15 protein-coding genes are annotated in these 12,246 nt (G+C 71.7%); 7 read left to right on the top strand and 8 right to left on the bottom strand.

Annotation, left to right across the window (positions count from 1 at the left end; translation table 11 throughout):
* Positions 1-170: 170 nt before the first annotated feature.
* Positions 171-593, top strand: a complete 423-nt coding sequence (locus ACFZDE_RS03260) for a helix-turn-helix domain-containing protein (RefSeq protein WP_391196925.1) — start codon at positions 171-173, stop codon at positions 591-593.
* Between the two features lie 18 nt (positions 594-611).
* Here the strand turns inward: ACFZDE_RS03260 and ACFZDE_RS03265 are convergent, their stop codons facing one another.
* From ACFZDE_RS03265 to ACFZDE_RS03275, 3 genes are all read right to left on the bottom strand, one after another.
* Positions 612-1,214: an ATP-dependent Clp protease proteolytic subunit gene (locus tag ACFZDE_RS03265; RefSeq protein ID WP_390990558.1), complete on the bottom strand. Its 603-nt coding sequence runs from the start codon at positions 1,212-1,214 to the stop codon at positions 612-614.
* Between the two features lies 1 nt (position 1,215).
* A complete protein-coding gene (locus ACFZDE_RS03270; protein WP_391196927.1) occupies positions 1,216-1,854 on the bottom strand; it encodes an ATP-dependent Clp protease proteolytic subunit in 639 nt (212 codons plus the stop codon).
* 113 nt (positions 1,855-1,967) lie between these two features.
* A complete protein-coding gene (locus ACFZDE_RS03275) occupies positions 1,968-3,173 on the bottom strand; it encodes an alpha/beta fold hydrolase (RefSeq protein WP_391196930.1) in 1,206 nt (401 codons plus the stop codon).
* Between the two features lie 123 nt (positions 3,174-3,296).
* Here ACFZDE_RS03275 and ACFZDE_RS03280 point away from each other — a divergent pair, with 123 nt between their 5' ends.
* Positions 3,297-3,779 (top strand): VOC family protein, encoded by a 483-nt coding sequence (locus tag ACFZDE_RS03280; protein WP_390990553.1) that lies wholly within the window; start codon positions 3,297-3,299, stop codon positions 3,777-3,779.
* A gap of 38 nt (positions 3,780-3,817) precedes the next feature.
* Here the strand turns inward: ACFZDE_RS03280 and ACFZDE_RS03285 are convergent, their stop codons facing one another.
* Together ACFZDE_RS03285 and ACFZDE_RS03290 are read right to left on the bottom strand one after the other, a co-directional pair.
* Positions 3,818-4,693: a phosphotransferase gene (locus tag ACFZDE_RS03285; protein ID WP_391196933.1), complete on the bottom strand. Its 876-nt coding sequence runs from the start codon at positions 4,691-4,693 to the stop codon at positions 3,818-3,820.
* Positions 4,694-4,725: 32 nt separating this feature from the next.
* On the bottom strand, positions 4,726-5,625 hold the full coding sequence (locus ACFZDE_RS03290) for an SGNH/GDSL hydrolase family protein (protein ID WP_391196936.1): 900 nt from the start codon (positions 5,623-5,625) through the stop codon (positions 4,726-4,728).
* A gap of 186 nt (positions 5,626-5,811) precedes the next feature.
* Here ACFZDE_RS03290 and ACFZDE_RS03295 point away from each other — a divergent pair, with 186 nt between their 5' ends.
* Both ACFZDE_RS03295 and ACFZDE_RS03300 read left to right on the top strand, forming a co-directional pair.
* A complete protein-coding gene (locus ACFZDE_RS03295) occupies positions 5,812-6,609 on the top strand; it encodes a VOC family protein (RefSeq protein WP_391196938.1) in 798 nt (265 codons plus the stop codon).
* 41 nt (positions 6,610-6,650) lie between these two features.
* Positions 6,651-7,364 (top strand): RNase H family protein, encoded by a 714-nt coding sequence (locus tag ACFZDE_RS03300; RefSeq protein WP_391196940.1) that lies wholly within the window; start codon positions 6,651-6,653, stop codon positions 7,362-7,364.
* A gap of 25 nt (positions 7,365-7,389) precedes the next feature.
* Here ACFZDE_RS03300 and ACFZDE_RS03305 read toward each other — a convergent pair whose 3' ends face one another.
* Positions 7,390-8,211, bottom strand: a complete 822-nt coding sequence (locus tag ACFZDE_RS03305) for a tyrosinase family protein (protein ID WP_391196942.1) — start codon at positions 8,209-8,211, stop codon at positions 7,390-7,392.
* Positions 8,212-8,243: 32 nt separating this feature from the next.
* Positions 8,244-8,612, bottom strand: coding sequence for a tyrosinase family oxidase copper chaperone (locus tag ACFZDE_RS03310; protein ID WP_391196944.1), 369 nt, complete (start codon positions 8,610-8,612; stop codon positions 8,244-8,246).
* A gap of 339 nt (positions 8,613-8,951) precedes the next feature.
* Between ACFZDE_RS03310 and ACFZDE_RS03315 the strand changes: the two genes are divergently transcribed.
* Both ACFZDE_RS03315 and ACFZDE_RS03320 read left to right on the top strand, forming a co-directional pair.
* Positions 8,952-10,178 (top strand): FAD-dependent monooxygenase, encoded by a 1,227-nt coding sequence (locus ACFZDE_RS03315; protein WP_391196946.1) that lies wholly within the window; start codon positions 8,952-8,954, stop codon positions 10,176-10,178.
* A 61-nt stretch (positions 10,179-10,239) separates the two neighbouring features.
* Positions 10,240-11,223 (top strand): aldo/keto reductase, encoded by a 984-nt coding sequence (locus tag ACFZDE_RS03320; RefSeq protein ID WP_391196948.1) that lies wholly within the window; start codon positions 10,240-10,242, stop codon positions 11,221-11,223.
* Between the two features lie 32 nt (positions 11,224-11,255).
* On the opposite strand, the gene ACFZDE_RS03325 is transcribed toward ACFZDE_RS03320, so the two are convergent.
* The gene (locus ACFZDE_RS03325; protein ID WP_391196950.1) at positions 11,256-11,597 is read right to left on the bottom strand and encodes a hypothetical protein; all 342 of its coding nucleotides are present in this window, start codon (positions 11,595-11,597) and stop codon (positions 11,256-11,258) included.
* A 178-nt stretch (positions 11,598-11,775) separates the two neighbouring features.
* Here ACFZDE_RS03325 and ACFZDE_RS03330 point away from each other — a divergent pair, with 178 nt between their 5' ends.
* Positions 11,776-12,246: a DUF6328 family protein gene (locus ACFZDE_RS03330; protein WP_391197454.1), complete on the top strand. Its 471-nt coding sequence runs from the start codon at positions 11,776-11,778 to the stop codon at positions 12,244-12,246.

Here is a 12,246-nt window from a genome sequence, read left to right on the forward strand (position 1 = left end):
CATAGGTACTCCCGGGTTGCGAGTACCCGGGCTGACGCGCACCATGCCCGCCGATTGCGCCCTGGGTGAAATCAGACCGAGTGCCCCTTCCTTCTCGTATGCCGGGTGATTCCACCCAGGGCGGAACGCCGGACCCTTCCCCCGGCGGCCCGGATTCCTAGGCTGGAGCAGTGAGCAACCACCTGCCGAACGATGCCCGAGTCATCCCCCTGCGCCCGCACGGTGCGCGCCCCACAGGCGCACCGCCGCGCCAGGCGCCACCGGCCCCCGCCGCGAAGGAGCCGCTGTGGCGGGACCTGGTGGGTGACGTCCTTCGCCGTGAACGCCTCGCCCAGGAGCGGACGTTGAAGGACGTCGCCGACGCGGCGCGGATCTCCATGCCCTACCTCTCGGAGGTGGAGCGCGGCCGCAAGGAGGCCTCCTCGGAGGTCCTCGCGGCCGCCGCCCACGCCCTCGGGCTGGACCTCGGCGACCTGCTGTCGCGGGCGCAGGGCGAACTGGTCCGGCTCACCAGCCGCCAGGTGCAAGGCGGCGGCCGCGCGACCCGTGCCAGGACCGGTGCGTCGTACGACGGGATGTGCCTGGCTGCCTGAGGGCGCCGAGCCGGCGCCTCAGACCCGCACCAGGCGTCGGCTCACCACCTCGTCGGCCAGCCCGTACGCCACCGCCTCCTCGGCGGTGAACACCTTGTCGCGGTCCATGTCCGCGCGCAGCGTCGCGATGTCGTGGTGGGTGTGCCGGGCCAGCACCTCCTCGACCTGGGCGCGGATCCGGACCATCTCCTTGGCCTGGATGGTGAGGTCGGAGATGGCGCCCCGGCTGCCGCCCGAGGCGGGCTGACCGAGCAGCACGCGCGCGTGCTCCAGGACGAACCGCCGCCCAGGATCACCGCCGGCCAGCAGCACGGCCGCCGTCGACGCCGCCTGGCCCACGCAGAACGTGGAGATCGGCGCCTGCACGTACGTCATGGTGTCGTAGATCGCCATCAGCGAAGTGAACGAGCCACCGGGGGAGTTGATGTAGATCGCGATCTCGTTCTCCGGTGCCGCCGACTCCAGGTGGAGGAGCTGCGCGATCACGACGTTGGCGACGCCGTCGTCGATCTCGGTGCCGAGGAAGATGATCCGCTCGGACAGCAGACGGCTGAAGACATCGGAGGAGCGCTCGCCGTTCGCGGTCCGCTCGACGACGTACGGAATCGTGTAGTTCCCCATGTCACAGCCCCATCCGTCGCTTCGAGGCGGCCGGGCGGACGTCCGTGAGGGACTGAAGGACCCGGTCCACCATGCCGTACTCCTTGGCCTCCTCGGCCGTGAACCAGCGGTCGCGGTCGCCGTCCCGGGCGATGGTCTCCGGGGTCTGGCCCGTGTTCTCGGCCAGGAGCTGTTCCATGGTCCGCTTGCTGTGCTCCAGGTTCTCCGCCTGGATCTCGATGTCGGCGGTGGTGCCGCCGATGCCCGCGGACCCCTGGTGCATCATGATCCGCGCGTTCGGCAGGGCGTAGCGCTTGCCCGGGGTGCCGCCGCAGAGCAGGAACTGGCCCATGCTCGCCGCGAACCCCATGGCGAGCGTCGAGACGTCGTTGGGGATCAGACGCATCGTGTCGTAGATGGCCAGGCCCGCGTACACCGACCCGCCGGGGCTGTTGATGTACAGGCTGATGTCGGTCCGCGGGTCCTCCGCCGACAGCAGGAGCAACTGGGCGCAGACCCGGTTGGCGGAGGCCTCGGTGACCTCGGTGCCGAGGAACACGATGCGCTGTCCCAGGAGTTGGGCGGCGAGGTGGTCGTCGAGGCGCGTCGCCGGGGCGTCGCCCTCCTCGGCGCGTGGAGTGAGCGTGCCGAGTGGAGTCATGGGTTCTCCTCGTGGTGGCGGGATGTGCCGTCGACTCCACTGTTGACCCGGGACGATGCCCGCGAGCGGTTTCTCTGCCCTCGGCAGATCCGCTACCGGCAGAGCCCGAGCGCTCAGCCCTTCTCGCGCAACCGGCGGAAGAACGCCCGCACATCACCGACCAGCAGGTCCGGCTTCTCCATCGCCGCGAAGTGCCCGCCGTGGTCGAACTCCGTCCAGTGGACGATGTTCTCCGTCCGCTCCGCCTTGTGGCGCAGCGGGATCTGGGGGTCGCCGGAGAAGGACGCCACCCCGGTCGGTGCGGTGGAGGGATCCTGCGGGGCGGCGATCCGCTCGCCCCGGGCGTGGGCGCGCTCGTAGTAGACCCGGGCGGACGAACCCGCCGTGCCCGTCAGCCAGTACAACATCACGTTCGTGAGCATCAGATCCCGGTCGACGGCTTCCTCGGGCACCTCCCCGGAGTCCGTCCACTCCTGGAACTTCTCGACGATCCAGGCGAGTTGCCCCACCGGGGAGTCCGTGAGCGCGTAGGACAGGGTCTGCGGCCGGGTGGACTGCACATGGAAGTAGCCCGTGCCGTCGCGGGACCATTCCCGCCACCGTCGCCACGAGTCGAGCGTGCGCTCGCGCTCCGCGGGGCTCAGCGCCTCCAGTTCCTCGGCGGTCGGCTCGGTGGCCGCCTGCGCTCCGGGCAGCAGATTGAGGTGGACGCCGACGACCCGGCCGGGGTGGACGCGGCCCAGTTCGCGGGAGATGGCCGCACCCCAGTCACCGCCCTGGGCGCCGAACCTCTCGTAGCCGAGGCGTGTCATCAGCTCGGCCCAGGCGTCGGCGATCCGGCGCGCCTCCCAGCCGGTCTCCCGGGTGGGGCCGGAGAACCCGAAGCCGGGGATGCCCGGCAGCACCACGTGGAAGGCGTCGGCCGGATCGCCGCCGTGGGCGCCCGGGTCGGTGAGCGGCCCCACGATGTCGGAGAATTCGACGATCGACCCCGGCCAGCCGTGCGTGATGATCAGCGGGGTGGCATCGGGCTCGGGGGAGCGGATGTGCGCGAAGTGCACCCGCGCGCCGTCGATCTCGGTGGTGAACTGCGGCCAGGCGTTCAGCCGCGCCTCGGCGGCCCGCCAGTCGTAGTCGTGCCGCCAGTACCGCACCAGCTCGCGCAGATAGCCGGAGGGAACGCCGTAGGTCCAGCCCACGCCGGGCAGCTCGTCGGGCCACCGGGCCCGGTCGAGACGGTCGCGCAGGTCGTCGAGGTCGCGCTGCGGTACATCGATGCGGAAGGGACGGATGCCGCTGTCGGCGGGCGTGGACGTCATGGCCGCGAGCCTAGTTCCGAACGGTGTAGCGGCCACCTGAATTCGCCGGCCGCCCGACCGATGAGTTCCGGGGGCCCGGCCGGTCGACAGTGGTGACAGCGTTCCGCTCCTTCAGGAGGACTCATGACCACCGACGGTTTCACCACGTGTCTCTGGTTCGACGGCCAGGCCGAGGAGGCCGCCCATTTCTACGTCTCGGTCTTCAAGAACTCCAGCGTCGGCAAGATCGCGCGCTACCCCGAGGGCGCGCCCCAGGCCGCCGGTACCGTGATGACCGTCGAGTTCACGGCCAACGGGCACCGCTTCCTCGGCCTCAACGGCGGCCCCGAGTTCACGTTCTCCGAGGCCACCTCCTTCATGCTCTTCTGCGAGAACCAGGAGGAGATCGACTACTACTGGGCCAAGCTCACCGAGAACGGCGGCGAGCCTGGCCCGTGCGGCTGGCTCAAGGACCGGTTCGGCGTGTCCTGGCAGGTCGTCCCGGACCGGCTGGACGCGATGATCACCGACCCGGACCCCGCGAAGGCGGCCCGCGTCACCCAGGCGTTCATGGCGATGAGCAAGTTCGACATCGCGGCCCTGGAGAAGGCGTACGCGGGCGAGTGACATGCCCCGGTGACGAGGGGCGGACCCGCCTGCCGCCCCTATCCCGCCTCGGTCAGGATCTCCCCGATCGCATGCCGGGAGTTCTCCGCGACCGGCGGGTTCGTGTCCCAGTAGTACGGCAGGGCGATGACCGCGATCGACAGGGCCCAGCCCCGGGCCCGGGCCCACTCGGCCTCACCGGCCCCCACGGCCTCGCGCAGGACACCGCGGGCCCCGGCGGGCAGCACACACCAGGCGCCGATGAGGTCGACGGCGGGATCGCCGACCCCCACCGTGCCGAAGTCGATCACCGCGCTGAGCCGACCGCCCGTGACCAGGAGGTTCCCCGCCATCAGATCGCCGTGAGCCCACATCGGCGGCCCGGAGTGCTCCGGGGCGCGCAGGGCGGCCTCCCACGCCTTCGTCACCGCGGCGGTGTCGACCCGCCCCGCCAGCTGCGTGAGCGCCTCACGCACGGACGGGTCCCGGCCCGCCAGCGGCGCCCCCCGGTACCCCGGCGGACCTTCTGACGCGTCGATCCCGCGCAGGGCCGTGACGTACGCCGCCAGGTCCTGCGCGAGCCGCACGGGGTCGTCGAGCGCACCGGGCACCGGGTTGCGGCCGTCCAGCCAGCCGTACACCGACCAGGGCCAGGGGAAGCGCCCGTCCGGCTCGCCCCGTCCGAGGGGCTCGGGGGAGGCGGCGGGCAGCGCGGGGGCCAGCCGGGGCAGCCAGCGCAGTTCGTGGGTGATGGCGTCCACGGCTCTCGGGTGCCGGGGGAGCCGTACGACCTTGTCCGCGCCGAGGCGGAACAGGGCGTTCTCCGTCCCGGAGGACTCCACCCGGCGCAGCGGCAGCCCGGCCCACTGCGGGAACTGCTCCGCGATCAGCCCGCCGACCAGCGCGGCGTCGACGGCCACTTCGTCCTCATGCATTCGCACCGCACACATGGCGCCCATTCGAGCGGTCAACGCGCCGCCTGTCGAACGGTTTTGGTGACCTCCCGGGCCAGGCGCAGGATCCCGGGGGAGCGGACCGGGCAGGGTTTCGGCCTGCTGGTGGTGGGAGCCAGGCAAAAGTGCAGAGGGTCGTCGTCACGGTGCAGGGCCGTGCGGTCGCGGCCGGGCTGGGTGCACAGGCCGCGGTGGGCACGCTCGTACGCCGTGCACGGCAGCGACTGCGTCCAGGTGTACCGGCCGCCGGCCGGGCTCACGGCCTTCCCGGCGTCCGCCACGAGGTCCCCCGAGGCGGCGGCCCGCTCCTCGTAGAGCGCGTTGACCCGCCGGATCCGGTCGGGGGTGAGGGGATCCGGGCCCTGCGACACCCAGACGATCCTCGGGCGGCCGCGGCCCCCGGCCGCGGCGATCTGCTCGGTGAGCCGCAGCGCGTCGGCGGCGTAGCGGCGGAAGTACCGGGCCGGGGACTTGTCGTGGGTGATGCCGTCCATGCACGGTGTGTAGCCCCAGGAGTTCCCCCAGAACTGCAGGACCACGACGTCGGGCCGCAGTCTGCGCACCAGCGCGGCGGCCTTGTCCGAGGCCGGCACCAGGGAACGGTCGGCCGTGCCCTCCAGGTAGTCGCACAGGGTGGTGCCGGAGTACGGGGCGCTGGTGTACTTCGCCCTCAGGTCCCGGCGCAACTCCTGGCCCAGGACCTTCTGGCCCTCCATCGCCAGCGAGTCGCCGAGGTGCAGCACCGTGGGCGCCTTCCGCGGCTGCGGGACGGGGGAGGCGGGGGCGCGCTGGTGGGTGGTCGCCGAGGCGCGTGGCGCGGCCGGTGCCGGATCCTCGGGTGCGGACGCGGGATCCCCGCACCCGCCGAGGAGCATCCCGGCCAGCAGTACCCCCACGACCCACGGCTTGCGCATACGGCAACTCCCGCCCCGGCCACCGAAAGGGCACTCAGGCAAGCACAGCCGGGCGCCGGAGGGAAGACGCCCGCCGCGGGACGCCCCGCTCGACGCGCGAGCGGGCTCCCGGATGGCTAGCGTGAGGAAACGGACTATTCCCCTCGTACCTCACTCAGATCCAGTCATCCGGAGAGGGCCGCAGCCATGGCCGTGCAACCCGAAGGAACCCCCTGCTGGGCCGACGCGATGTTCAGCGACCTGGAAGGGGCCAAGAGCTTCTACGGCGAGGTCCTCGGCTGGACCTTCGCCGAGTCCTCCACGGAGTTCGGCAACTACACGGAGGCATCCGCGAACGGCAAGGCGGTCGCGGCCGTCGTCCCGCCCATGCCCGGCCAGGAAGGCCTCTCGCAGTGGTGCCTCTACCTCGCCTCCCAGGACGCCGCCGCCACCGCGGCCAGGATCCGGGACCACGGCGGCGAGGTGCTGATGGAGCCGATGCAGGTCGCCGACTTCGGCACCATGTGCCTGGCCCGCGACCCCGGCGGCGTCGTCTTCGGCGTCTGGCAGGCGGGCACCCACGAGGGCTTCCAGGCGATGGCCGAGCCGGGCGCCTACACCTGGGCGGAGGTCTTCACCCGCGAGCCGGAGAAGTCCGACGCGTTCTTCCCCGCCGTGTTCTCCTACCGGCAGCGGGACATGCCGGACGGCGAGACGGACTTCCGGGTCTACGACCTGGGCGAGCGCTCCGTGCTGGGCCGGATGAGGATGGGCGAGGATTTCCCGCCCGAGGTGCAGCCGTACGTCAATGTCTACTTCGGGGTCGACGATTGCGACGCGGCCGTGGCGAGGGCCACGAAGCTCGGCGGAGTGCTGCGGTTCGGCCCGATGACCACTCCCTTCGGCCGGTTCGCGGCGATCAGCGACCCCCAGGGCGCGAACTTCTCCGTGATCGACACCACGACGACCGAGGGCGAGATGCCGCCACTGACCGACGTGCCCTAGGCCCCTCGCACCTCCCGGCCGGACGGCCCCGCGGGCATGGCATGATCGAGCGCATGCGTGAACGTGTAGTGGCCGCGTGTGACGGGGCTTCGAAGGGAAATCCCGGGCCCGCCGGCTGGGCCTGGGTCGTCGCCGACGCTTCCGAGACACCGCGGCGGTGGGAGGCGGGGCCGCTCGGCAAGGCCACCAACAACGTCGCCGAACTCACCGCGCTGGAGCGCCTGCTGGCGGCGACCGAGCCGGACGTGCCGCTGGAGATCCGGATGGACTCGCAGTACGCGATGAAGGCCGTCACCACCTGGCTGCCCGGCTGGAAGCGCAACGGCTGGAAGACCGCCGCCGGCAAGCCCGTCGCCAACCAGGAACTCGTCGTGCGCATCGACGAACTCCTGGACGGCCGCTCGGTCGAGTTCCGTTACGTTCCCGCCCACCAGGTCGACGGCGACAAGCTCAACGACTTCGCCGACCGAGCCGCCAGCCAGGCCGCCACCGTCCAGGAGCCCGCGGGCAGCGGCCTCGGTTCCCCCGAGCCGCCGCCCGCCCCGGACACCCCCGCCAAGGCGCCGCGCTCCCGCCCGCGCGGCGGCGCCGCCCGCGGCGCCAAGACCGCGGCTGCAAAGGGCTCCACCCGCACCATCAAGGCGAAGTTCCCCGGCCGGTGCCAGTGCGGCCGTTCCTACGCGGCCGGCGAGCCCATCGCCAAGAACGACAGCGGCTGGGGCCACCCCGAGTGCCGCGCGGGCGCGGGCGTCTGAATCGGATGCGTCAGACGTCGAAGGTTCAGACGTCGAAGGTGTAGTGCGGCGTGTGGTCCAGCAGGTCCGCCGGGGTCATGTCGTGCCACGGCCGCATCGTCTCGTTGAGGTCGATGACGTTGGGCGTGCCCGCGACCGGCAGATAGCCCGAGTCGGGGTGCCGGCGCTGCCACTCGGCCCACAGCTTGTCTATGAAGGCGTGGTGCAGCCAGAACACCGGGTCGTTGGGGGACACCCCGGTGGCCATCTGACCACCGACCCAGACGTGGACGCGGTTGTGCAGGTTGACGCCCCGCCACCCCTCGAGGTGGTTGCGGAAACCGTCCGAGCCGCTGTTCCAGGGCGCCATGTCGTACGTGGACATCGACAGCACCGACTCGACGTCGGCCCGCGTCGGCAGCTCGCGCGTCCCGGAGCCGAGGGAGCGCCGCAGGAACGTACGGCTGTCGACCCGCACGGTGACCGGCCAGTTCCCGCCGGACGCGGAGAACGGCCCGTCCGTCACCCGGCCGTCCCGCTCCCGGCCGGTACCGCCGAGGAAGTCGGGCGCCCACAGCGAGGCGCGCGGCGTACGGTCGACGGTCCAGTCCCAGTACGGCAGCGTCACCGACGCGTCCACCGACTGCAGCGCCCGCTCGAACTCCAGCAGGAATCTTCGGTGCCAGGGCAGGAAGGACGGTGAGCGGTGCCCGGTGCGCTCGCCGTTGTCGGTGTCGGAGACGATGAACGCGTTGTGCGTCGTGACGAACTCGTCGTAGCGGCCGCTGCGCTTCAGCTCCAGCAGCGCGGCGACGAAACGCCGCTTCTCGTCGGCGGTCAGGGTGGACTGGTTCTTGCGGACAGCCATGTGCGGGTGCTCCAGATACCGTGCGGTGCGGGTCAGTTGGCGGGGAAGGGCAGCAGGGGCGCGCCCTGCAGCTCGTCCACCGCCGCGCGGGCGGCGGCGCGCGGGGTGGCCACCGGGTCGTAGTGGCTGACGACACTGATCCAGCTGCCGTCGGCGTTGCGCATCACATGCAGCTCGACCCCGTCGACGAACACGGTGTATCCCGCGCCGTGATGGCCGTGGTGACCGGACCCCGAGGCCGGCCGGCCCTGTATCCGGCGGCCCTTGTAGACCTCGTCGAAGCTTCCGGGTGTGTCGTGGTGCCCGGCGGCCGAGGCCGGGGTGACGGCTGACAACGTCCCCGCGCCGGCGGCGAGGACGGCCGCGGCGGTGAGCGCGCTGCGACGGCTGAGTTCCGGCATGCGGACCTCCTGGGTGGATCGGGTTGATGACTCCGCATACCTATCGGCCCGCCCACTACCGGGAGAAATCCACGCGAGGCGGTTGGCTGTGATCCGGGCAATTCCCCTTATGTCGTGCAAGGTTGAACGAAGATGATCTTGCCGCGCGGGGGCCGCGCACCCGTGCGGAAGGGGAAATTCCACCGACGAGGGGTGCTGGGGCGGGTGTTTCTGCCCGTGCGGCCCGGGGCGCGTGGTGCGCGTCACCTCGCCAAACTGGCGCGATCCGGCGGTCGGCCGCAGGTGCTCCGCTCCTGCTACTCTGCGTCCGCAATTGACAGCTCTCGGTAATTCTCAGGGGTGTTCGTGAAGGTCGCCTGTGTCGGCGGCGGGCCCGCCGGTCTGTATCTCTCGATCCTGCTCAAGCGGCAGGACCCGTCCCACGACATCACCGTCCTCGAACGCGACCCGGAGGGTTCCACCTACGGCTGGGGAGTGACGTACTGGCGTCATCTGCTCGACCGGCTCCACGAGCAGGACCCGGAGTCGGCGGGCCTCCTCGACGCCGGCTCGGTCCGCTGGAGCGACGGCGTCGCCCACGTCCGCGACCTGACGACCCGGCACAGCGGCGACCAGGGCCACGGCATCGGCCGCCACCGGCTGCTGGAGATCCTCGCCGCCCGGGCCCGCGACCTCGGCGTACGCCTGGAGTACGAGCGCGAGGTCACCGCCGGTGACCTGCCCTCCGGCGCCGACCTGATCGTGGCGGCCGACGGCGTCCGCAGCGCCCTGCGCACCCACCACGCCGCGCACTTCGGCAGCCGCCTCACACCCGGGCGCAACCACTACGTCTGGCTCGGCACCACCAAGGTCTTCGACGCCTTCACCTTCGCCTTCGTGGAAACCGCCCACGGCTGGATCTGGTGCTACGGCTACGGCTACGGCCCCGACCGCAGCACCTGCGTCGTCGAATGCGCGCCCGAGACCTGGACCGGCCTCGGACTCGACCGGGCTAGCGAGGCCGACGGCCGGGCCCTGCTGGAGAAGCTCTTCGCACACGTCCTGGACGGGCACCCCCTGCTGGGCCGCCCCGGCGGCACCCCGTGGCAGACCTTCCGCACCCTCACCAACGACACCTGGCACCACGGAAACCTCGTCCTGCTCGGCGACGCCGCCCACACCACCCACTACTCCATCGGCGCCGGCACCACCCTCGCCCTGGAGGACGCGATCGCCCTGGCCGGCGCGCTGCGCGAGCAACCCGACATCCCCCAGGCCCTCGCCCGCTACGAGCGGGACCGCAAGGCGGCCCTCCTGCCCGTGCAGAGCGCGGCCCGCTACAGCGCCCAGTGGTACGAGAACCTGCCGCGCTACATGCACCTGCCCCCGGAGCGCATGTTCGCCCTCCTCGGCCAGCGCCACTCACCCCTGCTGCCCTACGTCCCGCCCCAGCTCTACTACCGCCTCGACCGGGCGGCCGGGCAACTGGAACCACTGCTGCGGCTCAAGCGCTGGCTCGGCCCGAAGGTCGCGCGCACCGTGCACGCACGGTCACTTGCCGCGCGGAAGGAGCCCGGGGCCGGATGACGACTGTTCCCCGGATCGGCGCGTTCCGCGTGACGGCGTGACGGATGACAGACTGACGCCCATGGACGAGCGCACATTCGACAGGTCGGACCAGCACGCCTCCGTCATCGGTCTGGGCACCTGGCAGCTGGGGGCCGACTGGGGAGACGTCGACGACAAGGAAGCCCTCGCGGTACTGGAGACGGCGGCCGAAGCGGGGGTGACCTTCTTCGACACCGCCGACGTGTACGGCGACGGGCGCAGCGAGCAGACCATCGCCGCTTTCCTCAGCGGCCGCCCGGATCTGCACGTCATGGTCGCCACGAAGATGGGCCGCCGGGTCGACCAGATCCCCGAGAACTACGTGCTCGACAACTTCCGCGCCTGGAACGACCGCTCCCGGCGCAACCTCGGCGTCGACCGTATCGACCTCGTGCAGCTGCACTGCCCGCCGACACCCGTCTACTCCACGGACGAGGTGTTCGACGCGCTCGACACCCTCGTCGAGGAGGAGCGCGTCGCCGCCTACGGCGTCAGCGTCGAGACCTGCGAGGAGGCACTGACCGCCATCGCCCGGCCCAACGTCGCGAGCGTGCAGATCATCCTCAACCCGTTCCGCATGAAGCCGCTGCGCGAGGTGCTCCCGGCCGCGCGCGAGGCCGGCGTCGGCATCATCGCCCGGGTACCGCTCGCCTCCGGCCTGCTGTCGGGCAAGTACACCCGGGACACCGTCTTCCCGGAGAACGACCACCGCACCTACAACCGGCACGGCGAGGCCTTCGACCAGGGCGAGACCTTCTCCGGCGTCGACTACGCCACCGGTGTCGAGGCCGCTGCCGAGTTCGCGGCGCTCGCCCCCGAGGGCTGCACCCCGGCCCAGCTGGCCCTGCGCTGGATCATCGAGCAGCCCGGTGTCACCACCGTCATCCCCGGCGCGCGCTCACCCGAACAGGCCCGGGCCAACGCGGCCGCCGCCCGCCTCCCGCAGCTGCCCGGCGAGACGCTGACGGCGATCCGCGAGCTGTACGACCGACGCATCAAGGAGCAGGTCGAATCCCGCTGGTGAGCCATGGGCGAGGCCGGTGGTGAAGCCGTCTCTCACGGCTCCAGGAGCAGCTGCCTCTCCTGCTCCTGGTCGCCGGAGGCGGCGCCGTCGTCGCGCGCCGTGAAGGCCCGGGTGAGCGTGTCGCTCGCCCGCCGTACGGCCCGCGGGCTGCCCTGCACGGTGACGGTCACCGGCGCGGACAGCCGCCCCGGGGCCGCTCCGTCGCCGGGGCCCGCGTCCGTCTCCCCGTCGAAGGTCGCCGTGTGGACCGTCGCGTTCTCGTCGGCGGGAAGCTCGTCGGGAGACCCGAACGTGCCTTCCAGCGCCCGGACGACGGCGCGCGCGTCGTCGGCGCCCGAGCCGCTGAGCGTCACGGTGAGCTGCGTTCCGGACATGGGTCCACGACCTCCTCGGTTCCGCGTCATTCGCGCCGTCCGTGTAACCGTCCCCTGATCGCTCAAACCGCCCCCGGCGGCCCGCGGGAGGACGGCTCGTTCCGGGGAACCCTGAGAGGAGGCGGGCTCAGGTCTCACACCAGGAGGAACCGTGGCGGACGCGGGAGACGGCGGGGGCATGCGCCGGGGGCGCAACGAGACGGAGGAGGAGAGAGCGGACCGGATGTGGGTGGAGCTCATCCAGGAGGTCCGCGTGGCCCAGATGGGCGTCCAGATCCTCTTCGGCTTCCTGCTCACCGTGGTGTTCACGGAGAAGTACGACGACCTCTCCGACACCGACCGGACCATCTACCTGGTGACGGTCGTCCTCGGCGCCTGTGCCACCGGGGCGCTCGTCGGCCCGGTGGCCCTGCACCGCCTCGTCGCCGGGCGGCGTGTCAAACCCCAGGCCGTGCGGCTGGCCTCCCGGCTCACCCTGCTCGGCCTGGTGCTGCTGCTCGCCACGACCACCGCCTCCCTGCTGCTCATCCTGCGCGTGGCCACGCACGACGGTTTCGTGCCCTACCTGGTCGCCGGTGTGGTCGGCTGGTACCTGCTGTGCTGGTTCGTCCTGCCACTGTGGACCCGGCACCGCTACACGTCGACGTAG

The sequence above is a fragment of the Streptomyces sp. NPDC007929 genome (assembly GCF_042959065.1).
Taxonomy (GTDB): Bacteria; Actinomycetota; Actinomycetes; order Streptomycetales; family Streptomycetaceae; genus Streptomyces.